The following is a 23920-nucleotide window of genomic DNA, read 5'->3' as shown; positions in this document are numbered from 1 at the left end:
ATACTCCCCCCTCCTGTTGTGATGCTTCCATAGCTCTTGCTTCATTTTCTGACTTTATAGCCAATATTTCATGTGCATCCAAAAGATCATCCAATGTATATGTTCCGTCCCAAACCTCATGTTGTTTCCATATCTTAGCTACTACCGGAGCATATACGAAAGCATTTATATTTTGAAATTCTACTGGAATATATTCAACCCCTCTAGGTTCAATCCCGAGAGGGGTTCGTTGAAAAAACCACTAACATTAAATATCAAAGACTGTACAGTTAAATTCAATATAAGTGGCAAATCATAGTCTGCTATTCCAAAATTATTATTTTCATCCAAAACGGATGGAGACAACATGCCATTTGGATGAACTTCATTTACTACTCTAAGACAATTTTGTTGTATATATTCAAAATCTTCCTTAGGCAAACTCGTTAAAGTTTTTAATGCTTCTGAAATATCAATATCATCTATATTTGCATCTTTGCTATTTTTAGATTCGGCATTTTTAAACAAAGGTGCAATTAATCCAATTAATTTAAAAAGCATATAGGAACCTGTAAGCGCATCAAACTTATTAAGTTTAAATGTTCTGGTTCCTATTTTTATATCTTTATATGTTATTCTTTTATTTACATCTTCCATTTAACCACCCTCTATTCATGAATAATTTTAGCTGCCATCAATGACCACGAATACATTTGCCCTTGAGATTGATATACTCTATCTGCTAATTTTTGAGGGGATACTCCGTATGCTGTAATTACATCCCCCATTGTTGGAGACATAATGGTTATTGTCATAGAAGCCCATTCGTTTGTAGGAATTGATGAATCATTTATATAGTTATACCAGTTAATCAAATATTTGTGTAATTGGCTAGTTTGTTGTACAGTAATTGTAATAGTTCCATTTTCTCCTAAAACTTTACTTACCATAACAACTCCATCGGCTCCGACTTCTTGCACAGTTTTTGTTTGTGTCATTCCGACTGTAATACTCCCTAATCCTGCCCCAACAGAACTTCTTTTTCCATACGTATGGTCAAATGTTACAGTAACATCTTGAAAACTATAGGTATTGAAAGTTAATGCCATTTCTACCCCTCCTTATCTATTGATATATACGCCAATTTGTGCGTTATGAAAAGCTCCTGCAAGTTTAGCAAGCACGTATACCGGTGGGGCTTTTCTTGCATCTCTATCAGCTTGAGATTGGCTAGAAACTGAATCAAATAATATTTTATAACCTGCACTTAACATGTCACCGGTTTTTACGGCCAATATTGGTTCTGAGTTCCATATTCCCGGAGTAACAAATCCTATATTTACAGCATTTTCAAGTGGTGTAGTTAAAGCATTAACTAACATTTGCATCCCAGTATCATCTTGTGGAATTTTAGAATTACCTGTAAACATATTCAATACTGCTATTTGTAAATTATTTGAAAGCATATCTAAATTTATTAATTCATCAAAGAAAGTCCCATCTGCCATAGTTCCATTTTCAAATAAACTATAGACGCTTCCTCTACTTACATAAGCATTTCCGTTATAACCTTTGATTTTAGTCAGTTGTGTATTTGTCAAATCCTCTGTAGATACTCCAACTTCTGATTTAGCATCTAAAGTATATGCACTATTGGCGGTTTGAGTGTTAGCTCCCATGGCATAACCCATAATTGCTACTACAGATTCTTTATAAATAGTTTCTCCATCTGTATCTACGGCTCCATTTGCGGCACCTATCTTCAATTCTTCTGATATATCATTTTCTGTTGCTGCTGTAATTCTCACCTGACTTCCATCTCCATAGCTAGGAGAAGTTATAACATAATGATCTACGGAATATTCTACTTTAACATTAGAATATACATCTCCCCCTAAAGCTTGTATTTGTCTTTCAATTTCTGCTGCTGTAGTTTCCCCGCTTGTGCAATTAGATAATGTAAGAGTTATGTTCTTAGGTGTAGCATCTCCATCTAAAGCAATGTTAAATTCATTATCTGTTCCGCTGTGAATATCCGTTGCTGCTCCTGCTCCGCCTGTTTCGTATCCTTGTGTTTGAATAGAATCTGTACTATATTGTCCTAAGGTTCTGTGAACATTATTTTTCTTTAATAAGTCCATAATATTTCCAGACACACCGTTCAATACATCTTCATCATGAGTTGTGTAAAAATATGCTGATGGTGGATCTGCTGAATCTATATAAGCTGCAATGGCTTGTATATCTGCTTTTGCTGCACCGCACACAGTACATGCATACCATTCGGCATTAGCATTTCTACATGCTGTTACCGCAGCAACTGCTGTTTCTGGTGCAATCTGTACGCCTATTGCTACTTTTGCAGGCTGTGGAGACTGCGAAAAATATATTTGTGCTGCTAAATATTCTGGTTCATTTCCTGTCCATCCGTCAGCGATCATGTCGGCTGTTTTTGCATAAGTTTTAACTCTTTCATCGGTGGATATAATTGTAGACTGTCCTACTATTAATCCTAAGTTAAAACTAGTACGTACAGAATTGACAGGCCCAACGTTAACAGAAACATTTACTACATCACTTAAAGGTAAAGTTGTCATTGTTTAACCTCCTTTTTTGCAATAAAAAAAGAGAGATTTAATCTCTCTATCTGCTTGTTATTAATCTTATATCCGTACCTATTATGTACGGTAATTGGCTTCTGCGTACTACCAATTCATTGTAAGAAGCTTGAAAATCTACCCTTTCCCACCATTGTCCATTAAAAAGTTCGGGGATTCTAACGGGCATTGTTACGTCTGTAATTAAAAAAAGATTATTGGCTTTAAAATTCTCCAAATAATCTCTGCTAAGTACTTTAAATCTTATTTTATCTGCAATGTCATATGAATTAGGACCATAGATACACCAATCCACTTTATGAACCCTTGTATATCCCGTTTCTTTTAAAGCATACTCCGAATCCTCTGTATTAAAAACTGTATCAAATATCCTAGCTATCCTATCATCCTGAGGTGTTATTCTTAAAAATACTATATCTTCATCTATGCTCCATCCCGGAGATCCATCGGTAGGCCACGCAAACCTCACCTTGCCTTGATTCTCTGGTAATGTAGGATCTAATCCTAGCATTTTACATGTTTCTGCAAAGAATATATCTTCAATTTGTTTTAATGTAAGTACTGTATCCTGTACATCTGCCATATAATCACCTACTTACTTGTCTTGCGAATTCCTATCCCATGATAAAATCCATAGTCTTTCCACGGGAATACATTAAATACACGGTATCTATCTCCGTCCCACTCAACCTCATCTGAAATGCCCTGCTCATCTCCTGCTCTTGTAATATATATAGGTTGAATAGTAAGTATAGTTATTTCTCCACCGACTCTATCACCTTCTGGAACCTGTTGTAAATCTCTGGGGTTTGCAGGGGTTATAATCCCAACTATGGATATAGGAAGTTCTGTTGAGGTTGGTCTCCCGCCCTGCCATGTAGTAGATTTACGCCATACTGTAAATGGCTGCTTTTGTGCTATACGTGGATCTGTTATTACTCTACTTAAATTAATCATTGTGAATCATCCCTTATAACATAAGTAATACTATTACGTAATGCTCCCGTATCAATGAGTGGTTTATCACTGTTCTTTCTTTTTTGTTTTATAGTCAAAGGGCTGTTTGATGCCCACTTATTCTCAGGATCCGTAAACCATTTTCTACAGATATTTTGTCCTAGCATTCCTACTTTGCCTAACTGAGTTGAAACATCTCTATTGTTTAGTATACTTTTCATAGCTTGTTTCATAGCTTCAGCAATTACATCTTTAGAATTTTCAATAGCAGGTGCAAGCACAGGCCTAGGTGGTATCCTAAATAAAGGTGAACCATGCTCATGTACAAAAAACTCATATGCTCTTGAATATGGCGTTCCTGAATCAATATCATGTTGCATAGCTTTTATCATGGAATTACTTCTTACTCCGTTAGAATGAATATATAATAATTGTGCATTTGTAATCCTTTGATTGGTTCTTGAATTACTACCTTGTTTTATTTTTCTTTTATGAGTAAGATTATATTTTACATCTCCTCTTTCGGTGTTATCCTCCTGCGGTACTCCTATACATATTTTTTTATTGCTTAATTCTTTTAAGGATTGTAGTAAATCATTTGTCAAATCTTTTGTCACCATAACATCTATTAATTTATCAAGCATACAAATTACCTCCTAATAGGCGTAACTGCCACCAATCCCGATAATTCTTGCCATACTCGCAAGCTGTGTTCCATATATTGTGAGCTTCCACCCAGCCCATCCGTTTAAATCCTGTGTTATTGTCCCATAATCTGTACTTACAGATACACCACCGGCACTTACAGACGTATCTAAACCTCTAGTTTGACCGGCTTGTAATACTCCTGCTGCCCCACTATTAGGATCTGCTGTTCCTTGTAAATACAAAGTAAGAAAATGAGCAATAAACCATCCCATAGCAACTTCCCAGGCATCAAACCATTTGTCTTTTTTAATGCAGGTAGTAGCTAAATTTATATACATTTGTATTATAGCTGTGGGTATTACAGAATTGTTGTTTGCATCATTTCCAAATTGAGGATATACCTGCAAAAAATCTTCTATTGCATAAGGAGGATTGCTTCCAAATGATAAATTGGAAGCATCTCCTATAATTCCATTTAAATAAGGCATAAAAAATCACCTACTTTTTAGTGTTAGTAGATGGTTTAGCATCCTGTTTATTTGTTTCTGCTGGTTTGTTTTCCTCTGCAGGTTTATTTGTTTCTGTTGAAACTGTCTTATTTCCATATGCCACTATCAATCCATCTTTTACACCTAATTGATATGTTGGGGTTTTTTCAACCCAATCAGGTAATTCAGAAAACTCATTATATTTTGCCTGCACCATCTTACCTTCTGAATCTCTAAATTCAAAAGCTTGCTTAGTAAATATTCTTAACATAAAATTACCTCCCTTATATACCGTCTCTGTATCTAAAGCACTGATAGTAAAGTATTTTAACCTGTGATATTTGAGCTACATATGCAGTAAGATAACTCAATTCTTTAACATCAGGGCTACTCATTCCTCTACTCAAAGGTACAGGTAAGTCAAAGTTAACTCTATCATCATCGTTTACGTATGCAACCATTCTGTCAGTTCCACCGGTTCCAGCACCTATACACCATCTTGATGGTACAATCGCAAGCTGTCTTCCTTGATTATTTGCTATGTTGTTTTTCAAAAGATATTCAAGGATAGATACATTGCCAGCTTCAGATACCTTCCTTGATACTATATCAGTGTATTGAGCAGGTGGTATTAATATATGGTTTGCCATGCCTGTAATATCATACTCTGAATTCGCCCATGTATCATTTATAACCTGGTTTATATCATGAAGTATTTCATCTGCCGTTTTCTTTGACCATTTTGTTTCAGTACTTGCGCCAGCGTCTACCAATGAAGCTGTAACTTGAGGATTATTTACAAGGCCATAAATATCTTCTTTATCCCAACCCTGATATACCAGAAAATCTATTGTCTTGTTATAATTAAGTCTCAGTCCTTTATCATATATCTGGTCAAGGGAACGTCCTATTGTCTGCATTTTTGATTGATCTACAAAGGGTACCTTAAGAATATTGCTCCATGTAAATACCTTAAAAATATCTTTTGTAATATTGCCCTGTACAATAGGAATATTATTAGTTTGCCCTCCAATTATGCCCTTGTTTGAGCCGCCAGTCCCAGCATAATCAACAAAAGTGTTTGAAGAGAATTCACTCCATCCGCCACCTGTTTTTGCAACTATATCTCTAGGCCAATCTATATTTACCAATGGTTCTAAAAGTCTAGGATCTCTTTTTTCTAACTCGCCACGCAGAAAGGCTAGTCCTGTACCAATTGCCGAATCTGTTGTCGGCATTCTGCCAACTCCGGGTAAAGCCAAAGTTTTATTGCTATAAGTATCTATTGTTTCCACTTTTCATTCCTCCTTTTAAGGCTGTAATTTAGTAAGTATAGTAACTTCTGCAACCTTGTCTGCATCTATATCACCAGTAGTAAATTTAACATTTGTAAGTTCAATTGTATTTGTTCCGTCTGCTGCTGCTTCAAATCCTCCTACAACTCCATTTGGAATAGTTGCGTTTTCTGTTATTCTAAGATAAACAGAGCCGCCAGCTGTAGGCGTCCCTACATTACAAACTATTGTAACTGTTCCCCTTGAAATAACGTCACAAGGCTCATTTTCTTTGTAATTTCCTCCTACTGGATAATAATCTGTAGCCTGTTTTACTTCTCTTACTGCTATACCTGCAAATTGTGCTGCTGTATTGGCAGCTGCAAATTTTGTGTAAGTGTTATCTGAATTTAATATAACTGGATCTCCAAAAGATATTGGATCTCCCTTAACTGGTCTCTGGGTTATGATTGCATCAGCCTGTCTAGCTACATTTCCTGGATAACCTAAACCTAATATTTTACCTATTGCTGCACCTGGCATATTATTTTACCTCCTTATAATGTGGATTGAACTTTTTAGCTATTTCCATTCCTAAGTTCGCTACTTTTTCCTGATATTCTGCATCACTCATTTTCTGCTTGTCTGCTGCTTTTTTCTTTCTGCCTTTAACTATAGATGCATAAGAATTATTCTTATCTTGTGGTGCTTTCATCCTTACTGTATTAATAAGTGCATCACAAGCTTTCTTTTTAGCTGCCTTGTCCTGTATCTGAGCTACTATAGGCTTCATCTGCTTTAAAAATTGAGCTTTATAGAAATCATCTTTTGCAGGTGATTTTTCTTCTTCTTTTGGTTCTTCATCTGTTATTTCTTCCGGCTCAATTGTTATTTCTTCTTCATTTGGGAGGTCTTCATCTTCTTGCTTGGAACCTTCCAATTTAGAGATAACTTCATCAATGGCTTTTTCAGGATCTTCTTCGGTTTCACCTTTCTTTTCTGCCAAAGCTTTTATGGAATCATTTAACTTTTCAAGCTTTGCCTCTATTCCTGTAGGAGCTTCATCTTCCTGCGGTTTTATACCAAGTTGCTGGCAAATCAAACCACATATTTTATCAATTTTGGATTCAAGTTCTGGGCTCTGGTCCTTTACTTCCTCCTTCTTTTCTTCTACAGGCGGTTCCTCATCATTGCACTTCTTTTCTTCTGCCATGGCATCTACAGCGTCCAGAACCTCCTCTGCATCTGCATCTGTAGCAAAATGCTTCAATCCTATAGCTGCTAACATGTCAGTAACTCTTGAGTGCTTTTTGGTTGGTAGTTTTATTTTACTTGACATCTTTTTTTCTCCTTCCTCAATTTTATTTTTTGAATCTTTTATTGCTACACGGTTCCCTGCTCTACCAGCTTCTACAACTGCTATATGGTTACCGCATATATCTGTTTGTGAATATGTATTGTCTCCGTTGTCTACGTAATTACAGTCATATCCACAAGATACTTCTCTTTTACCTTCTTGTATTGCTTTTATTAAATCTGCATCATAAATAATTAAATCTGCCAGTAATAAATCGGGTTCATCTTTGGATTGCCTTATATTCTGGCTTGTTCCTTTCATATAGATTTTGGCATTGTCTGGTGTTACCCATTCTGAGGGATGCTCATTTGTAACAACTTTACCATTAAAGCTTGCTATTGCTGCAGGTTTAAAAACTTCTTCTGGACTTCTATATACTTTATAGATTTTGTCTCTATCATCTAGACCTAGCTCTTCATCCGTATATTCATACCAACCAGTACGGGCTATGGGAACATTCTTGCATATATAAAACCCATCCGGTGTTTCTGTAATATTAGGTGAAATTGGTACTCCGAAATACGCTTTCAATTAATCACCACCTTTCAGGCAAAATAAAAAGCCCTCTAAGGCTTATTTAACTTTGGTACTATTTAATATACTATCTTTTAGATCATTTTTATTTGTTGTTTTAAAATATGGTTTTTCACATTCACCTTTTTTTAATTTGTAACCATAGGATTTTAAAGTATAATTGGAACATGTTCCTTCGCACATATATTCGTCACCTTTATCGCTACAGCAACCGCAAAAACATACTCTATGCATACATCATTCCTCCTTACATAATCTCTAAAAATTGTTTCTTAGTCATTGTAATTATCTTTTCTTGGTAGCATACTTTGTGAGGGAATTTTTCAAAGTCTATATTTACTATGGGTGCTGGAAAACATCTACAGTTAAATATCTCTCCTGGATTATAATTCCCATAATTTCTTTTCTCATGATTAAGTAATTCAGGGTTTGGAGGATTATCCCAGGAACATATAACATCATCCATTAAAGCATGTGCACTTCTAACCCTTACATCTTCGGCAGTTCTCCATATATACCAATTCAAGCCAAGTTGTTTGCTTCTAGCATGAGTTAAAGCTGTATTTGCCTTGGCTGTTTCAGTACGTGCAATAGTTTGAGCTCTTATTTGAGCCTTATAACTAAACAATTCCTTAATTTCTTCTGTTAAATCCTCTGGCCTCCTACTTTTAAATGTTTCCTCTGCAATATGTTGTGTAACTTCTCTTGCCACGCCTTGAGGTAATGTTCTAATCAAAGTAGCGTTTTGTTCTACTTGTGCACTTATAGCCCCTCCTATTGGTCCTTGTAACTCTTTCTTTAGAGCTTTGTATATCTCACTACCTTTGCCATTTTTGGCTGCTGCCTGTCTCCATGTACGGCCTGCATCTGCAAATACATGAGTAACCATTTTTAAGGCTTCTGCTTCTGCGAATTTCTTGAATTCATGGCTATTGGAGAACTTTTTAATTTCTCTAAGTATTTCTCTTGGATTTCTTAAACCATTTAAATTTTGTTGAAGAATCTTCATTGCCCGTTTTAATGTTCTTTGATATCTCTTCTCTATTAATCTTTTCGGCTTCCAAAGGTCCTGAGCTGTTTTCGCTACCATAATTATTCAATCCTTCCAATTCTCCTTCATCAACAGTCGAATCATCTGCTTTTTCTATTTCCTCATCAGATATATTGCTAAACAGGCCAGTTACATTACTTTGCTGTTTAAGCTCTCTTAATGCTGTTTTCTGACTTACTAATCCGTTTGTATAAGCACTTATTACAACAGCAGTATTTTTACTAGATAAATCTGCCAATTCATTTCCATCCGGTGTTCGAACAGGGTTAAAGTCATAATCCAAATCATCCGGCATAGCTCCAAATTCACTCATGCATAATACAGGCAATAATTGATCTAATACTGGCCTCAATGTAGATTCTTGTTTTTCTTCTATAGTGTCGTAGTAATTTAGCATATCGCTTTCACCGGTTGCATCCATGCCAGCAGGAGAACGCCCAAATAATCGTGTTACAGGTATTTCACAGGCTCCAGCTACATCTAACATAAAAGATTGATATATGTCATTCAATCCACTAAAAGAATATGGGTGTCTTTCTAATTCTTCACCTGAATTCAGTATTTGTAATCCCATATTGCTCATTAGCATATTCTGTGCTTCTATAGCTTTCCACGCTCTTTGTGCGGCTTTATCATTTCCTATACTAAGCATTTCCCTTACTCCATCTAATTTTAATACCCTTAAATCTGCTAAAAATATCAATTGAGCAATATTCCAGCTAGTATTATCTCTCTTTTTAAGTTCATCAAACACGATTTCAACCTCACTGGCTCCCCAATACTGCTCTGCAAGTTCCTCCCAATACGGAAGTTTTCTACCTATGAATTTTACAACCCTGCTATGATGTACTCTTATTATTTTCCCTCCATCTGCAACTACATTATAAAATTCAGGTGTTCCAAAATCAGGACTGTTTATATCTTCAACTATATTCTGACTTGGTGTTATGCCACTCCATCTATCTGTTATAAATAGTCCCTTGAAGCTATCTGGCATTATATCATCATATTCTAGTGGCTGGTCTAGTATATTCTCATGTCCATCTATTATTATCAAACCACCGGCACCACCATAAAGCCTCCCCCATTTAAGCCCTTCAAGTATCTTGGCTTTTAACTTGGTTCTTCTCTCTAGTTTTTGTAATTGCCTTATTTGGTCCGGTTCAAGTTCTGTAGTTACCTGTATCCAATTCTTACACATATCATCCGGGATAGTATCTATAATCTTTCTTATTATCCAATTGGATCTATACAAGCTATTCATAAGCCCATAATCCTGTGTAATCCTTGTGAGAGGATATTCTGTACCTTCTAACAGGTTTGGTGTTCCATAGCCCAATCTGGCAAGTACATTTGAAAATGAATCTGTAACAAGTCCCTTAGGAGGCTTTATATTATTTGTTTTAGGTTTAGCATCTATATTATATTTTTTTCTTTTTCTATGTCTTCTGCTGTTCATATTCAACCTCCTTTCGTGCAAAATAAAAAAGAGTTATATAAACTCTACTTAACATTACTCCAATAAAAATTTAAGTCCACTCTTCATTATTAAATCTATAATCATAGCTGCTGCATCTGGTGCATCATCGTGTTCGTTTTTGCCCTGAATAGTATAATTAGTTAAGTTGTCCATAAACTTTTCGTATTGGCTCCCATATTCGTAATCAGACCTAAAGTATAAATGTTCTTTAATCTGCCCACTTGATAATAAAATTCTCGTCTCTTTATTGGTCGTTGTAAATACCGGATCAAAAGAAGTAACAGCTCCTTCCTCTAGGCATTTTGTTTTTAAGCTTCTGCAATACATTTCACCGGCCCCATTACTTTCTATCCTACATTTAAAAACATCATATTGCTTCAACAAGGATATTGTAAGAGGTTCTGTCTTTTCTACTGGTTGTTGAGTAAATACACAATCTACAATATATATCTTGCCTTCTATAATTAAAGCAACCAACATACAATAAAAATCTTCTCCCTTGTCTGCCAAATCTATACCTGCTATAACTCCATCACTAGGTTTATTTTTAATGTCTTCCATAGTAAATTTGTGTAAGCTTTCTATAGGGAATAATAACCCTTCTGCTGGCTTAGGATTTTGCTGATACATGGATTCAAATATATAAGGGTTTTGCTTTTTAACAGAAAGTAATTTTTTAAGGCTATGTTTGTTTTTCCATAAAGCTTCTCCTTCTTGTCTTGGATCCTCTTCTGTTGGAGGCCCTATCTTAATAGCTGGGAAAATAACTACATCCCATTCTTCTGATTCTCTTTTCAATAACGTTCCTGCTAAATCATCTTGGTGCCATCTGGTAAGGGTTATAAGTTGTTGGCTATCATTATGCAAACGAGTTTTAAATACTGTGTCATACCAATCTTGTACATTTTGTCTTACTGTGGGACTCCATGCATCAGCAGGATCTTTATAAGGGTCATCTATGATTCCTATATCTACTGGTCTACCTGTTAAACCTCCACCTACACCTACAGTAATAAAACTGCCCCTATGATCTATAACTTCAAATTCTTCTGAATTTCTAAGCCATGTACCATTAGTTTTTAAACCCTTAGACGGAATTCTTGTTTTGGGATATAACAGCTTATATTCTTGACTGTCAACAATTCTCTGAACATCTCTATTGAATTTGCTTGCAAAATTATGATTATAAGATGCCAGAGCTATTCTTAAATTAGGGTTGTCTCCTAAAAGTTTAGCTGGAAGTCTTCTGCTACACAATTCACTTTTGCCATGCTGTGGTGGCATAAATACCATCAGATTTTTTATTTCACCTTTTGCAAATTTATCAAGAGCACTAGCATATCTTCTATGATGATCATTAACTATGTATTGAGGAAAAGTCCAATGCGTAAAATCAATCAGATGTCTTTTAGCTTTTTCTATTCTTATTTCATTCAGTGTTGGAAGTTGACTTACCAATGATTTTTTCAAGTGTGTTCAACTCCTCGTCACTTAAGTTAGATAAATCCGTTTTATTATTAATATTTTGTGTTACCTCCCCACTATGCTCAACATCTCTCTTATTTCTCCATTCTTCAGGCTTCCTGTTCTTGAGCCAGAATATTTGCGCCGTGGTATCCGGTGTAACTTCCTTTTTAACCGTTTTAGTAACCACCATATCATATGTTGGGAAGCCATGTATATCAGTAAGTACCTTCCCTTTTTCGTCTTTTCTTATCATTCTTTCTCTGGTAACTTCTGTATATTCATAGCCCAATGCCCTTTTTAAAAGTGCATTTTCCACTTCAAAGTCAATTACCTCTTTTCCCTTTTTTAAGGACTGTAAAAACTCCGGATACTTTTTCTTATATCCATTTAATGTGCTCTCACTTATGCCCAAATTCTTTGCTATTTGTCCCTCAGTGAGCCCATCCCTAGCCCAACCTTCAACCAATATCAATTTATCTTTTACGGTATCCCATTTTGTTTTAGCCATAGTTACATTGTCACCACCTGCCTATTCGTTTTGTTTTGGATGAAACTTCAGTTAATATATTTTTTATTTCATCATATTATGTATAATTTTGGGATAACTAATTATTAGTGTTAATATAAAAGGAAGTACCAATGCGGTGGCTATAATAACCCATATTATTTTCATAGCTACTTTTTTCAATATAAATCCCCCTTCTTAAATTTATATACTATAAACTTATAATATATTGTAACTATTTATAATATATGAACTTAATGGAAATTTTTTATTATCTTTCTCACCTCACCTTCTATTCAAAACCATACTTACAAATAGTATTCTTACACCTACAGACAAATACCCTTTTCCATTCCCTATTAGGGCATTCCCCACAGTATTTTATAAACTCATCTTTACAGCTTTCTTTATCTTCTGGTGTCTTTCCACAGGTTTCACAATCCTTTGGGCATTCATGAATTGATGGATTATATACCATTCCACCTTACCCTCCTAACAGCACCCTTGACCCTCCTGTAGCAATCATGCCTCATTAATTTTTCTATATCATAAAAGGAGAGGTATTCGCCTCTCCTTAGTTTATCTTTATTTAATTTTTTATCTTGGTCAAGCTTTTCTTTCAAGGTTTCTCTTATCTTCATACCTCTCACCTGTTTTTTATTTATCCATTTTCTCTTTAATTATTTTACTATATTTATTTAACATTGAATCTAGCATTTGACTTGCAATAATTATTTCTGGATCCAATAAACTATCTTTCTGCGTGATTAGATTGTCAAGATTTCTTTTTAAAGACTCTATTTGTGATAGAATATTATCTATCTCAGACATACTAATTCACTCCTTTTTTTAATTAGTATAAAGAATGAGTGAAATCATATAAATATTAATCCACTGGTAATAAACCCATATTATTCAATTATGTACAAAATAAGCACCCTAGATGACAGGTGCCTGCTTTTAATAACATTATTTTTAAAGGAGACTATTATGTAGTATACGAACTTCTGGCGGTTGCATTTGAGTTTAATGTGTCCTGCAACCACAGACACCGGGTTAAATCTTCATATGGTAGGGAACTAATTTATAATCTGTTATAATATTTATTATATATGGTATTTGTTACAATCTAATGTCCTATGTAATAACTATTTGTAAACAATATACAAAATAAGCACTGATTTAACAGTGCCTACCTTCTGATATACACACATATATAGTATAATTTTTATTTACGGTTTCCCGTATTGGCAGCCCCATTTAACCTCGGGGCTAGAGGTTTATTTTAAGGGAGAGTTTGTATATGAGTTATTGCAATGCAGTTTGCAATTTTTCATTTTAACCATAATCGACTATATATAGTATATAACACTTTTAGATGAATTTTGTCCCAACTTTGTCCTATTTTTGTCTCAAATCTGTCTCATTTTTGTCTCACGATTTTTTTGCTGTCTATTGCATAATTTTACATTTTAATCTACTATTAAAATAAATAAATTTTATACTTTAAAGTTGGTTTAATAATATTTATTAAAAACAGGAGGGATAAAAATGATTAAATATGTTCCTATATTAAAATGGAAGCCAGGTGAAAAAGATTCTATCAAAAAGTTGAGCAAAGAACAGATTGAAAAAATTTTCCCTGTAATTGAATTAGTAGATGCAATAGATGCAAATAGTTTGCTAAGTCAAATACAAGAAACAGGCTTAGAGCACGCTTTTATTGATACTTCTCATTATGAGGAAACAGATATTAACTTTTATAAAAAATTAACTTCAAGAAATAAACCACTGCACATAATTCCTATATTTTATATTGATGATTTATTTAATAGCATTTCTTCTATAGAAGACCAATTTGATGAAATATGTATAAGATTAGCAATTCCTGAACCTCTTGATTCTTTAAGCTATACCGAATTTTTTAAAAACATATTTAAAAAAGAAACAAATTTAAAAATTGATATAATATTAGATTTAATTTTTGTTCAAGATATGGAATCAGCTTCTTTAAAATACGTAGCATTAAATCAAGTATTACACCAATTGGAACAATATCATGATAACATAAACAAAATAATCATTTCATCTACATCATTTCCCCAAAATTTAAGTACCTTAGAAGCAGGTGAAGAAAAATCGTATAAAAGATATGAATTTAGTATATTTAATAAAGCTTTAAATCTCCCCGAATATAAAAACTTAATGGACAAACTAATATATTCTGACTACGGTGTTAATAAATTTACAGATACAGAAATGGACTTTTCAAAACTTCAATATGGCATTCTGCCAAAAATAAAATATACAACTGATAATTTTTATTATGTACAAAAGGGTAAAAAAGACAGGATAAAAAATACTTATATTGTTTCAGTTTTTGACATGTGTGCTAAAATAGTTAATTCCAATTTTTTCTACGGAAAAGACTTTTCATATGGAGATAATCAAATATACACCAAATCTATTAATAAAAAAGGTCCTGGTAGAAGCAGAGATTGGGTTACAATTTCTACTGCTCACCACATAGCTGTAATATTGAAACAGCTCTCCAATTATATCTAAGTTTAATTATAGTCCTTGTATAATCTATTATTTCATTATTTGGAACTTCTTTTAAAATCATATCTATAAGAGCACGTTTTGTTTTGCTCTTATATTTTTTGTCTGTATATCTAGCAATTAGTTCTATAAGTTCGTCCTTCCATAAAATAGTTAGTCTTGAAAATGGATCTACTTTGTTATTAATACGTCCTTTTCTAACAGTTTTAAGCTCTTTATTTTCATTATAGTATTTAATTCCCCACCATTTGGGTATTATTTTCTTTACTTCATTCACATATTTCTTGGTTGTTACTAATACCATTCTATCAAAAACTTTACTATAATATTCTGATTGTCTAGGCAACCTTTGCAAGGTATCCATATCACTTTTTATTTCATATCCATGAAATAAACCATTGATTACGGCTATGTCTATCCTAACATAGCCGTTTAATATGCTCATTTCAGGCACAACGATAGTGCTAGTATCATTTACATACATTGGTTCTTTTGAAAAATCTCTATACAAAAATGATCTTATGTCACTATCATACATATCAAAATTCTCCTTTCACGATTAAAAAGCTAATTATATTATAATATATATTGTCAACATTATGTCTATCCAACTTTATACACCCTTTCCCACTTCACAATATCCTCCAGTATGTCCTCTCGCCACCTGTAGGCAGTACTTCTCACACCACCATACATTTCAGTTGCTATCCACCCGACGCCCTTGTTTAGCTTGTACTTATAAATAATGAATTGCATGATTTCTTCTGATAGTGGAGGGACTGTCAGTACTTTCTTCAACGGAGCTGTATTTCTTTTTAACTGCCTTATTCTGGCCATATTCTTACGGAGCTTTCTTCCAACATACTCAAGTTCATCCTCAAGCTTTTCAATTTCTCTAACAATTCCTTTTTCTGCTGTACTTTCTCCTGTAGGGCTTGTCTGTACCTTTTCACTAAAACTAGGGCTCATGTGGCTGTCTGCAACAACATATACATTACAGTGCTTTATATCCCATTGAATACTCTCTTCCTGATCTTGAAGGTCTTTGCATTCCAGTTCCAAAGCTTCCATTTCTTTTAAATCTCTAAAATAGCCATACAGCTTACCTTCTGTCCTTTTAAATGTTTCTTTGTCCAACATACAGTTCCCTCCCATGAACTTATTTAATTATGTCTATTCCTTATATCTCTCACTTACCCATCTGTTTCAAATCATCCTTAAAAGCCCTGGAATTGCAAATCATATTCACATATTCCTTTATTTTAAGTTTTGAAACCTTGGTACTCTCCCTCTTCTTCTCTATATCAACATCAATTTGTTTTATGGTTAAGCTAAGAGAATTAATTTCTTCCTGCAGCAGTTGGATTTTATCGAAATACCTTTCCCTTTCCAAACTTCTAGCATTCACATAATCGGTTATAGATTTTTCACTTTCCTCTAAATCTTCCTTCAGTAAATTTATTTCCTCCAGAAGGTCCTTAACAATTCCCCTGTTAGTTTTCCTAGGGAACCCAAAGTCTACTTTAATAAGTGTAACAATCACAGACTCGTCTTTACTTAAAACAAGGAGTATATCATCCTTCACATAAAATCTCCTGACTACCTTATCCTCACCAATCTTACCCTCTATCAGGAAATCGGAATAAGTGAATATCTTATTTACATCCTGTATTATTCGTTCATCATTGGCTATCATATATTCCTGAACAGCAAAGTCACCAGTTATTCCTTTCACTCTCTCTACATATCTTATTTTACAGTGTTTGGTTAAATCTATATGTTTACGTTCTGCTATCAATACTTCCATTATCTTTCTAACCTCCTCCCATGCCTGTCCCATTCCTTTTTAAACTCCTTATAGCTCTTTGCACTTTCCTTCTTGCAATTCCTAACAACTATATAAAAGCCTATTATCCCAACTATGCTAATTAAAGCCCATACTCCTATAAACGTATAACCCAATTTTATTAAATGTTCCATCTACTCACCTTCTTCAAATTCCCTGTATAATAAATCTAATTTTGGACATACTGTTTATTAAAGTATTATTTTAATCTCCATTTTAATTTTCATTTTCCAATAATAAATCCTTGTGCCGGGGATGCTCAAATCCCCAGTGTTTGGGTTCATCATATAATATTTGAAGTACGTATCAACTTCTAATATTTCTTCACTATTTCAGCTAACTTAACCCTATCTTCATTTGCAACAGCCTTATCTCCTATAGATTCTCTCATCTCATCAATTAAAGTTTCACACTTTGAGGTTTTGCAATAAAGTATCATGGCTAATCCTTTATTATCGCCTTCCAAAATTGTTATGGTTTTAAAAGAACTATCTTCTATGCCCAATGGATTGTGTATGCCAAAACCCTTATATATCACAGCATCTATTGTTTCAGTCTCACCACGAACACGCACCTCAATTTTCTGTTTCTTTTCTTTCAGGAACTCTTCGTTGGCTTTATTTTCAGCTTTTTCTTCATCTTTGATTCGCTGCTCCATATCATAAAAGTGGTGTATTTTCTTAAACTCTTCAAGATTCTTTCCATACAGTTCATCATCTTCCTTGGTAAATTCTCTTATATCTTCTAATTCATTTAGATTTATACTGGATACAAATTCACAATCTTCCCCAAGCAAATACCATATACAGTAGTCATAATCCTCTGATATATCATTTTTAAGCCCTTCAAAACTAAACTTATAAAATTTTTCCATATCACCTAAATTTATAGGATGGATTCCATGTAATTTCTTATCTTCCTCGTCTATTGTAAATCCCACTAGCTTAATTCCTCTTAGTTCCTGCAAGTCTTTACTGCAACCATTCTTAATTTTTCCAATTAATAATTTCATTTTCCCCACCTACTTCCTGCTAACATTAAATCTAATCTCCCCACAAGCCTCACAACCCCTATCTATAAGCTTTTTATTATGCCTATGAAGCCCTTGGGGTATATCAACTTTCTCTCTAAACAACTTCGCTAAAATTCCTATGCCCACCTGAATAACATCCAACACCTCTTCCATTATGTCTTTCTTATTCCCAGAAGAGAGAGCTCTGCATAACTCTCCTGCTTCTTCTAAAACTTTATCTTTCCAATTCTCCCAGGTCATTGTACGGTTGTCTATTTTATTACCTTTACTGTCTATCAGCTTCCTAAGTACCATTAGTTTTAGTTTCAATACGTTCACCTTCTCAATTCTTCAATTTGTCTTATATATCCAGAAGCCATAGCCTTGTACTGTTCTGGCCTATCTGTTAATAGCTTTTCTTTTAGGCATTGTAAGCTCTTTTCTAGTCTATCTATTTGAATTTTCTTGGACTTATCCATACTCACACTTCTTTCAATACTTTCAAATCAATATCTGGATACCTCAATTTAAACTGCTTGTACGTTCTCCTCCACTGCTGACTTTCATACCCTTTGGTATCTTCAACACTGTAGGTACCATCATTATTCAAAACCAGAAAATCAGCAGTATAAGTTATAGCTCTTTTCTCTTCTTTGCCCTCCTGAATAATAAACTCCGGTTGCAATATAAATCCTGCAATTTCCCCAGCATAGAATAAAAGTTTTAACTGGCAGTACCTCTTCATCTCCAGCTGACTCCTGAAATATACTCCATCATGCCATACACCCTTATTCCTGTATTTCTGCCTTTTTACTTTTGGTTTCTCTACCTTCTGCCCTCTCTTTTTGAGATATTCCTGGTATTGTTCCTCTGTCCAGTTCATCCATCTTCATTCCTATCTGATTACCAAATTTTATGGGTCTGACATTCTCTATGATTATTAATTTACTTCTCACGCCCTCACCCTCTGCTTTTGTCTAACTCTCATCACATTTTTATCCTTGTGCCACGGATTATGATTATATCCTTTTATATTACAATCCATATACTTATTTTTCCATTCACAATAATAGGATTCTACTAAGGATTTTGGAATTTTAAATTTTTTTGACGCCTTTTTAATTAATTGATTTTTACGTTATCATCATTCTTGCTGAAATATTCAAAGCATTTGTCCTTATTACTAATTTCTTCGCCATATCTTTTTTGGGCATAATTTCCCAATTATCTCTTACGAAGTCAAGGGTTTCTTTTTTCCTTTCGAATGCAACTGCCATTTTTATCACCTCAATCTACTTGTCTTAAGGTTATCCAAGCACCTCTGGCACACCTTTTTCCCTTTCCACTTCACAACATCCTCTGTTCCTCCGCAGAATATACAAGCAGGCTTATACTTTTTTAAAATAATTTCATCTCCATTTACAACCATTTCCAACGGTACACCCTCTGGCATATCCAATTTTTTTCTTAACTCCTTCGGTAGAACTACTCTACCCAGCTGGTCTACTTTTCTAACTATTCCTGTTGATTTCATACTCAATTGATTCCTCCTTGTTATTTTATTGCCCTCTCTTTTTCCTCACGTGTTATCAAACGCTTGTATAATATAAACTCTATTAAGCCTTCTCTGAGTTCTTCTACTGGAGCCCTTTCTATGTCTTTCACGCTTATCTCGTTGTTTCCACCCTTCAGGTAATTAAAAATCTGCCACCTATTCACCATCTATTACTCACCTCTTCCAAATATTTCAGGGTTATAACTTCCCTCATGGACATAATCCAGTTCTCTAATCCTTTGGGTATTACCATCCCAATACAATTTAACAGTTCCTGTCTTCCCATCCCTGCTCTTAGTTACAATGGCTTCCATGATATTCTTTTCCTCAGTTTCCGCATTGTAGTATTCATCCCTGTACAGCATAATAACTATATCCGCATCCTGTTCTATAGACCCTGATTCTCTTAAATCCGAAAGCATTGGCCTATGATCCGATCTGGCCTCAGGTGCACGAGATAACTGGCATAAAACCACAATGGGTATTTTTAGTTCTTTGGCTAAATTCTTAAGCGCATCTGATATCCTGCTCAATTCCTGATTCCTGTTTTCGCCTTGTCCCTGTATTTTCCCAATATAGTCTATTACGATTAAATCCAGGTCATATTGCAGCTTGGCTTTTCGGGACTTAGAGCGTATTTCATTTACGCTTTGGCCGCCTTTATCATCAAAGTATAATTTCTGCTGGCATATGAAATTAGCAGCATTTGCAAGCTTATTCCACTCAGGTGAAGTTAACTCCCCGGTCTTTATTCTCTCAAGTGGTATTTTTGTCAAGCTTGAAAACAGCCTGTTCATCAGCTTTTCTTTGGTCATTTCGAGACTGAATACCAACACTGACTTACCCTGTTTTGCCACGTTTTCCGATATTTCAAGCATCATGGCACTTTTACCCATGCTAGGTCTTGCCGCAAGTATCACGTAGTCCCCTGGTTCCAATCCTCCAGTCATGTTATCCATGGATTTTATACCAGTTGCTAAACCTGCCAATCCCCCGCCCTTATTGTAATTTTCTTCTATTTTTTCATAGGCGTTCATGGCAACTGTTTTGGCAGTGACTATTTCTGAATCCTTATAGCTGTTTATATCCAGAATCTTACTTTCTGCTTTGTTTAAAATATCCTCCACACTGGAGTTATTGCAGGCATCCAGCATCATTTCATTGGCTATTTTTATTATTTTTCTTTTATTGCTTTTGTCTTTCACTATCAAGGCATATTCTTTTATGCTTGATGTTGGAGTGTAGGCTCCCATAAGCTGTGACAGGTAAGTAATTCCCCCGATTTCTTTCAATCCGTCTTTCAGCTGCTCACTCACTGTCAACAGGTCCATAGCTGCATTTTTTTCATGCAAATTCACTAGAGCTTTAAATATTACCTTGTGATTTTCTCTGTAAAAATCTTCAGGCGTAATTAATTCCAGAGCTATATCCATGGCCTGATTATTGTTTAGTATGGTGCCTATAACTCCCCTTTCAGCCTCAATACTGTTTGGCAAAGCTGTCACGTTATTCAATTTCTAACCTCCCCTGCACTTAGGACATTCCACCCATTCATTGTTTTGTCTTACTACCCCCTTGCCTCCGCAAACAGGGCAACACCCTTGATTTACAACCTTGTAAGATGGCGGTTTAGGAGCATTCTTTTCTTTCTTGGAAGTTCCACATTCCTCACTTTTTCCTTCCACAAGCCAATTTTTTAAAATCTTCTCCATGTAGCTTAAAATAAATTTATTTTTGTTCTTGACCATAATTTGCAGTGCTTCTTTGCACCAGTCATAGCCATAGGTGTTTATAAATATCTTTAAAGCTGCTAAGTGTGCAGTTATATTTTCACCTGGTTTCAGAACTTCCCAATATTTACAAAGTTCTAATGCTTTATTATCGAGAGAGAGATCTTTTTTCTCTCTTCTCTCTCTCTTATTATCTTTATCTAGATCTTCTTCTCTCTCTCTTTCTGTTCCGTTACGTAACGTTACAGTAGCGTTACTATTTTTATTTTCTTCGTTACTAGGTTCAGCTATCTTTTTCTTAGCCCTACATTTAGCAACCCTTTTCCTCGTTTGTTCCCTTATTTTATCCATTTCATCAACATTTTGGTGTTTGTCCCAATTAGTTATTTTTAAATCATTATTTTCAGACCTTTCAATCATTCCAAAATTCTTTAGAGTATCCAAGGCAAGCCTAACAGTATTAAGAGGCCTATTGAAGATTGTTGATAGCATTTCATCAGTGTAAGGTATATCCTCTGTAAGGAATATATATCCTCCTGCGTTTGTCTTGCCGGCCTGCACTAAAAGACGCATCCATATGTAAAATATAGTGTCACGTTCAGGCATTGCATCTATTAATTTAATTTTTTCATCATCAAACATTGTTGTTGTTATCTTAATCCACTTAATCTCTGCCATAATCTCACCTTTTCTACTAAAATAAATTACTGGACATATCGGAATTTTAAGCAGTCTGCCAGATCGGTACCGGCAGTCCTGCTTTGTAATCTCTAAAATAATTCTAGCTTTCCACACCTTCTTCAAACGGTGTGCCTTTGTATATATCTTTCTCATTATCTTCTCTTTCAAATTCTGTATACTCTGCATCTTCAGCTTCTATATCATCTTCAATGTCATCTATATAATCAATATTACTTTCAATATCCTCACCCTTTAAAATGCCATCTTTTATTAGAGCTTGATCTGCAATATATGCACTTTGCATTTCTATGCTAAGTATTCCCCACTTCGACAGCATATTCCTTATAACTGTTTTTATAGCCATAGCATCATAATTGTTTTTCCATCCAAAATCACTTTTAGAAAACTTATTTTTGTGTTTATCAATTTGTTCTTTGGTCCAATAGACAGATTTTCTAAATCCATTGTTTAATTCAAAATATCCTGCATATCCAATTACTGCATCCGATTCTTTATTTTCAAAATTTATTTCTAATTCTTCGGTTAATGGGTTCCAACTTATAAGTTCTCCTTCATGCACAGCTATTGCATTTATGTGTTTATACTGTGAGGTTCTTAATGCTAACTGTATATACCCCTTATAACCCAATTGAAATTGTGCTTTATTTTTATATGGTACTACCCACGCATAGCCTAGGTTCTTATCCACAGGTAAATCTAAAGTAGCTGCTACCATAGCACTTGCTACAACGCTCATTGGATGGCATTTCTGAAGGTCCGTATCTCCATTAACTAAATTTATTATTGAACTCATGTACTGCGGTGCTTTTTGTTTCAAAATTTCTTCAAACCTTTTCTTTATGGCCGGACTGTTTAATATCCCTTTAACGGTTGCCCCTACAGATGTATTTGAATTATCCTTTTTATTTTTAACTAATTGCTTTTTTAAACTCTCTGTTGTTGCCATTGTTCTTTATCCTCCTTAAACTTGCACATTATTTTATCTTTATCACTGTCATAATATATAGAATCTATAAAATACTCACAATCGCTTGGATCATATAATTTAAAATCTTCATTATTCATAGTCTTCAATTGAGCATTAAAGCTATTTATAAGTGTTCTAAATGCTGGATTTCCCATTACGCATCTGCCTCCTTAATACTAAATTTTCTGTATGAGCTAGTATTTAAATACTGTTTAAATAGCTCAGGGTGCTCCGTTTTGAACCTTTTGCTATCAAACCTATTGGAGGTTACACTCTTCCAATTAATCTCGTAATCAGGAGCATACCCAATCTCTGCCTCGCCTAGTTCAAACTTTATGTTGTTTTCAATTTCTTTTGCCTGCAGATCAAGGGTTTTTATTGTATTTTTAAGTTCAAAATAATCACTGATTTTATCTTTGTATTCAGAACTTAAATTTATAGCAACTCCTTGAGCTGAATCCTTAAATCTTTCCTTTAGATATTTCTCTGCAGCACTGGAACCATCCAATGGCGGAGGTACCCTTTTAAGGATATGATTTTCCCAAAAGTCTTTTTCTGCCTGTATAAGTATCTGTATAAGTTCCTCGTCTCTTTCTATCTCTTTGTATAAATAGCGTTGTCCTCCTATAAGTACACATATATACGCTTTTTCATATCCTGCCACTGCCATATAATGATTTACCTGAACTAAATAATTGGCAGGTATTTCTTCATCCACCCACTCTTTAGAATTCCATCCACTCGTAGTTTTACATTCAAGCACTGAATTTTCTCCTACTACCTCTCTATCAACATTGGCTATCATAAATGGATATTCTATATTTTGAAGAATTGCATTTCTCTTTCTTACTTTTTTGCCTGTCCTTTTGGTAAATTCTCTTGCAACATTATCTTCAAGAATATTACCCCAATAAGCAGCTTCACTTTGTTCGTTTGGTTCAACTATGTCTTGAGTTTTATCAATATATACATCAAAGGGCGTTTTATAATTATTCACTCCAAGGATTGCCCCTGCATCAGAGCCTCCAATCCCTTGCTGCCTGCTCTTTAGCCATTCTATTTCTGTCATATCTTTAGTTTTGGTCAATACCTTGTACAACTTTTGCACCTCCTACATATTTACTTTTTTCTATAGAAGTAATAAATACTACTCACATAAATTACACTGCTACATAATATATAAAGAAA

General features: G+C 34.5%; 37 protein-coding genes. 1 reads left to right on the top strand and 36 read right to left on the bottom strand.

Annotated features, from left to right (window positions below; translation table 11 throughout):
* Window positions 1-180 precede the first annotated feature (180 nt).
* The 19 genes from AB3K27_RS00395 to AB3K27_RS00305 form a co-directional block, all read right to left on the bottom strand.
* Window positions 181-636: a phage tail assembly chaperone gene (locus tag AB3K27_RS00395; RefSeq protein WP_368489319.1), complete on the bottom strand. Its 456-nt coding sequence runs from the start codon at window positions 634-636 to the stop codon at window positions 181-183.
* An 11-nt stretch (window positions 637-647) separates the two neighbouring features.
* Window positions 648-1088 (bottom strand): phage protein, encoded by a 441-nt coding sequence (locus tag AB3K27_RS00390; RefSeq protein ID WP_368489318.1) that lies wholly within the window; start codon window positions 1086-1088, stop codon window positions 648-650.
* 12 nt (window positions 1089-1100) lie between these two features.
* A complete protein-coding gene (locus AB3K27_RS00385) occupies window positions 1101-2576 on the bottom strand; it encodes a DUF3383 family protein (protein ID WP_368489317.1) in 1476 nt (491 codons plus the stop codon).
* Window positions 2577-2622: 46 nt separating this feature from the next.
* Window positions 2623-3180, bottom strand: coding sequence for a hypothetical protein (locus AB3K27_RS00380; protein WP_368489316.1), 558 nt, complete (start codon window positions 3178-3180; stop codon window positions 2623-2625).
* Window positions 3181-3188: 8 nt separating this feature from the next.
* A complete protein-coding gene (locus tag AB3K27_RS00375; protein WP_368489315.1) occupies window positions 3189-3554 on the bottom strand; it encodes a hypothetical protein in 366 nt (121 codons plus the stop codon).
* Window positions 3551-4198, bottom strand: a complete 648-nt coding sequence (locus AB3K27_RS00370) for a hypothetical protein (RefSeq protein WP_368489314.1) — start codon at window positions 4196-4198, stop codon at window positions 3551-3553. The genes AB3K27_RS00375 and AB3K27_RS00370 overlap by 4 nt, the downstream gene beginning before the upstream one ends.
* 12 nt (window positions 4199-4210) lie before the next feature.
* Window positions 4211-4690 carry a DUF4054 domain-containing protein gene (locus AB3K27_RS00365; RefSeq protein WP_368489313.1) on the bottom strand — a complete coding sequence of 160 codons (480 nt, stop codon included), beginning with the start codon at window positions 4688-4690 and terminating at the stop codon, window positions 4211-4213.
* Between the two features lie 10 nt (window positions 4691-4700).
* Entirely contained in the window at window positions 4701-4961 is a 261-nt protein-coding gene (locus AB3K27_RS00360; protein WP_368489312.1) for a hypothetical protein, read from the bottom strand.
* A gap of 13 nt (window positions 4962-4974) precedes the next feature.
* Window positions 4975-5985: a DUF2184 domain-containing protein gene (locus tag AB3K27_RS00355; RefSeq protein WP_368489311.1), complete on the bottom strand. Its 1011-nt coding sequence runs from the start codon at window positions 5983-5985 to the stop codon at window positions 4975-4977.
* Window positions 5986-6000: 15 nt separating this feature from the next.
* Complete coding sequence (locus AB3K27_RS00350) at window positions 6001-6507, bottom strand: hypothetical protein (RefSeq protein ID WP_368489310.1); 507 nt, start codon at window positions 6505-6507, stop codon at window positions 6001-6003.
* Window position 6508: 1 nt separating this feature from the next.
* Window positions 6509-7852, bottom strand: coding sequence for a DUF2213 domain-containing protein (locus AB3K27_RS00345; RefSeq protein ID WP_368489309.1), 1344 nt, complete (start codon window positions 7850-7852; stop codon window positions 6509-6511).
* A 42-nt stretch (window positions 7853-7894) separates the two neighbouring features.
* Complete coding sequence (locus AB3K27_RS00340; protein ID WP_368489308.1) at window positions 7895-8089, bottom strand: hypothetical protein; 195 nt, start codon at window positions 8087-8089, stop codon at window positions 7895-7897.
* 13 nt (window positions 8090-8102) lie between these two features.
* Window positions 8103-8864, bottom strand: a complete 762-nt coding sequence (locus AB3K27_RS00335; RefSeq protein ID WP_368489307.1) for a phage minor head protein — start codon at window positions 8862-8864, stop codon at window positions 8103-8105.
* On the bottom strand, window positions 8809-10365 hold the full coding sequence (locus AB3K27_RS00330; protein WP_368489306.1) for a DUF1073 domain-containing protein: 1557 nt from the start codon (window positions 10363-10365) through the stop codon (window positions 8809-8811). The genes AB3K27_RS00335 and AB3K27_RS00330 overlap by 56 nt, the downstream gene beginning before the upstream one ends.
* A 54-nt stretch (window positions 10366-10419) precedes the next feature.
* Entirely contained in the window at window positions 10420-11856 is a 1437-nt protein-coding gene (gene terL / locus AB3K27_RS00325) for a phage terminase large subunit (RefSeq protein WP_368489305.1), read from the bottom strand.
* Window positions 11816-12361, bottom strand: a complete 546-nt coding sequence (locus tag AB3K27_RS00320; RefSeq protein ID WP_368489304.1) for a transposase — start codon at window positions 12359-12361, stop codon at window positions 11816-11818. Before AB3K27_RS00320 ends, terL begins: the two co-directional genes overlap by 41 nt.
* 289 nt (window positions 12362-12650) lie before the next feature.
* The gene (locus tag AB3K27_RS00315; protein ID WP_368488336.1) at window positions 12651-12836 is read right to left on the bottom strand and encodes a hypothetical protein; all 186 of its coding nucleotides are present in this window, start codon (window positions 12834-12836) and stop codon (window positions 12651-12653) included.
* The gene (locus tag AB3K27_RS00310; RefSeq protein WP_368488337.1) at window positions 12826-12999 is read right to left on the bottom strand and encodes a hypothetical protein; all 174 of its coding nucleotides are present in this window, start codon (window positions 12997-12999) and stop codon (window positions 12826-12828) included. Before AB3K27_RS00310 ends, AB3K27_RS00315 begins: the two co-directional genes overlap by 11 nt.
* Window positions 13000-13015: 16 nt before the next feature.
* A complete protein-coding gene (locus AB3K27_RS00305; RefSeq protein WP_368488338.1) occupies window positions 13016-13189 on the bottom strand; it encodes an aspartyl-phosphate phosphatase Spo0E family protein in 174 nt (57 codons plus the stop codon).
* Window positions 13190-13909: 720 nt separating this feature from the next.
* Here AB3K27_RS00305 and AB3K27_RS00300 point away from each other — a divergent pair.
* On the top strand, window positions 13910-14923 hold the full coding sequence (locus AB3K27_RS00300; RefSeq protein ID WP_368489303.1) for a hypothetical protein: 1014 nt from the start codon (window positions 13910-13912) through the stop codon (window positions 14921-14923).
* On the opposite strand, the gene AB3K27_RS00295 is transcribed toward AB3K27_RS00300, so the two are convergent.
* The 17 genes from AB3K27_RS00295 to AB3K27_RS00215 form a co-directional block, all read right to left on the bottom strand.
* A complete protein-coding gene (locus tag AB3K27_RS00295) occupies window positions 14871-15458 on the bottom strand; it encodes a sce7726 family protein (RefSeq protein WP_368489302.1) in 588 nt (195 codons plus the stop codon). The two genes, AB3K27_RS00300 and AB3K27_RS00295, sit on opposite strands and share 53 nt — an antisense overlap.
* Window positions 15459-15523: 65 nt before the next feature.
* Entirely contained in the window at window positions 15524-16060 is a 537-nt protein-coding gene (locus AB3K27_RS00290) for a transcriptional regulator (protein WP_368489301.1), read from the bottom strand.
* A gap of 49 nt (window positions 16061-16109) precedes the next feature.
* Window positions 16110-16760, bottom strand: coding sequence for a hypothetical protein (locus AB3K27_RS00285; protein WP_368489300.1), 651 nt, complete (start codon window positions 16758-16760; stop codon window positions 16110-16112).
* Window positions 16727-16900 carry a hypothetical protein gene (locus tag AB3K27_RS00280; protein ID WP_368489299.1) on the bottom strand — a complete coding sequence of 58 codons (174 nt, stop codon included), beginning with the start codon at window positions 16898-16900 and terminating at the stop codon, window positions 16727-16729. Before AB3K27_RS00280 ends, AB3K27_RS00285 begins: the two co-directional genes overlap by 34 nt.
* A 179-nt stretch (window positions 16901-17079) precedes the next feature.
* Window positions 17080-17778 carry a hypothetical protein gene (locus tag AB3K27_RS00275; RefSeq protein ID WP_368489298.1) on the bottom strand — a complete coding sequence of 233 codons (699 nt, stop codon included), beginning with the start codon at window positions 17776-17778 and terminating at the stop codon, window positions 17080-17082.
* Between the two features lie 9 nt (window positions 17779-17787).
* The gene (locus AB3K27_RS00270; protein ID WP_368489297.1) at window positions 17788-18117 is read right to left on the bottom strand and encodes a MazG-like family protein; all 330 of its coding nucleotides are present in this window, start codon (window positions 18115-18117) and stop codon (window positions 17788-17790) included.
* Window positions 18114-18257: a hypothetical protein gene (locus AB3K27_RS00265; RefSeq protein WP_368489296.1), complete on the bottom strand. Its 144-nt coding sequence runs from the start codon at window positions 18255-18257 to the stop codon at window positions 18114-18116. The genes AB3K27_RS00270 and AB3K27_RS00265 overlap by 4 nt, the downstream gene beginning before the upstream one ends.
* Before the next feature lie 2 nt (window positions 18258-18259).
* Window positions 18260-18529 carry a DUF1064 domain-containing protein gene (locus tag AB3K27_RS00260; RefSeq protein WP_368491135.1) on the bottom strand — a complete coding sequence of 90 codons (270 nt, stop codon included), beginning with the start codon at window positions 18527-18529 and terminating at the stop codon, window positions 18260-18262.
* A 37-nt stretch (window positions 18530-18566) separates the two neighbouring features.
* A complete protein-coding gene (locus AB3K27_RS00255; protein ID WP_368491305.1) occupies window positions 18567-18734 on the bottom strand; it encodes a hypothetical protein in 168 nt (55 codons plus the stop codon).
* A gap of 177 nt (window positions 18735-18911) precedes the next feature.
* On the bottom strand, window positions 18912-19055 hold the full coding sequence (locus AB3K27_RS00250) for a hypothetical protein (protein WP_368489295.1): 144 nt from the start codon (window positions 19053-19055) through the stop codon (window positions 18912-18914).
* Between the two features lie 5 nt (window positions 19056-19060).
* The gene (locus AB3K27_RS00245) at window positions 19061-19312 is read right to left on the bottom strand and encodes an AbrB/MazE/SpoVT family DNA-binding domain-containing protein (protein WP_368491134.1); all 252 of its coding nucleotides are present in this window, start codon (window positions 19310-19312) and stop codon (window positions 19061-19063) included.
* Window positions 19313-19332: 20 nt separating this feature from the next.
* Entirely contained in the window at window positions 19333-19500 is a 168-nt protein-coding gene (locus tag AB3K27_RS00240; RefSeq protein ID WP_368489294.1) for a hypothetical protein, read from the bottom strand.
* Window positions 19501-19503: 3 nt separating this feature from the next.
* Window positions 19504-20838: a replicative DNA helicase gene (gene dnaB, locus AB3K27_RS00235; protein WP_368491133.1), complete on the bottom strand. Its 1335-nt coding sequence runs from the start codon at window positions 20836-20838 to the stop codon at window positions 19504-19506.
* A 12-nt stretch (window positions 20839-20850) separates the two neighbouring features.
* Window positions 20851-21741: a phage replisome organizer N-terminal domain-containing protein gene (locus AB3K27_RS00230; RefSeq protein ID WP_368491132.1), complete on the bottom strand. Its 891-nt coding sequence runs from the start codon at window positions 21739-21741 to the stop codon at window positions 20851-20853.
* A 103-nt stretch (window positions 21742-21844) separates the two neighbouring features.
* On the bottom strand, window positions 21845-22711 hold the full coding sequence (locus tag AB3K27_RS00225; protein ID WP_368489293.1) for a recombinase RecT: 867 nt from the start codon (window positions 22709-22711) through the stop codon (window positions 21845-21847).
* A complete protein-coding gene (locus tag AB3K27_RS00220) occupies window positions 22690-22887 on the bottom strand; it encodes a hypothetical protein (protein WP_368489292.1) in 198 nt (65 codons plus the stop codon). Before AB3K27_RS00220 ends, AB3K27_RS00225 begins: the two co-directional genes overlap by 22 nt.
* Complete coding sequence (locus tag AB3K27_RS00215) at window positions 22887-23831, bottom strand: YqaJ viral recombinase family protein (RefSeq protein ID WP_368489291.1); 945 nt, start codon at window positions 23829-23831, stop codon at window positions 22887-22889. Before AB3K27_RS00215 ends, AB3K27_RS00220 begins: the two co-directional genes overlap by 1 nt.
* Between the last annotated feature and the right edge of the window lie 89 nt (window positions 23832-23920).

It is taken from the genome of Clostridium sp. BJN0013 (assembly GCF_040939125.1).
Taxonomy (GTDB): Bacteria; Bacillota; Clostridia; order Clostridiales; family Clostridiaceae; genus Clostridium_B.
This window is presented reverse-complemented; position numbering and strand designations above follow the sequence as displayed.